This is a genomic window from Shigella sp. FC1967 (genome assembly GCF_001743005.1).
Lineage (GTDB): Bacteria > Pseudomonadota > Gammaproteobacteria > Enterobacterales > Enterobacteriaceae > Proteus.
This window is the reverse complement of record NZ_MIIZ01000139.1, coordinates 1-285: the sequence shown is the minus strand read 5'-3', so window position 1 is coordinate 285 and position 285 is coordinate 1. Positions and strand designations below refer to the sequence as shown.

Below are 285 nucleotides of genomic sequence, written 5' to 3'. Positions count from 1 at the left end.
GTGGCTTCTGGAGCTAACGCGTTAAATCGACCGCCTGGGGAGTACGGCCGCAAGGTTAAAACTCAAATGAATTGACGGGGGCCCGCACAAGCGGTGGAGCATGTGGTTTAATTCGATGCAACGCGAAGAACCTTACCTACTCTTGACATCCAGCGAATCCTTTAGAGATAGAGGAGTGCCTTCGGGAACGCTGAGACAGGTGCTGCATGGCTGTCGTCAGCTCGTGTTGTGAAAATGTTGGGTTAAGTCCCGCAACGAGCGCAACCCTTATCCTTTGTTGCCAGC

Annotated in this window: 1 rRNA gene; it reads left to right on the top strand. The window is 53.0% G+C overall.

From position 1 onward, the window contains the following. Positions 1-285 (top strand): 16S ribosomal RNA (locus BHE89_RS01295); the annotation flags it as partial.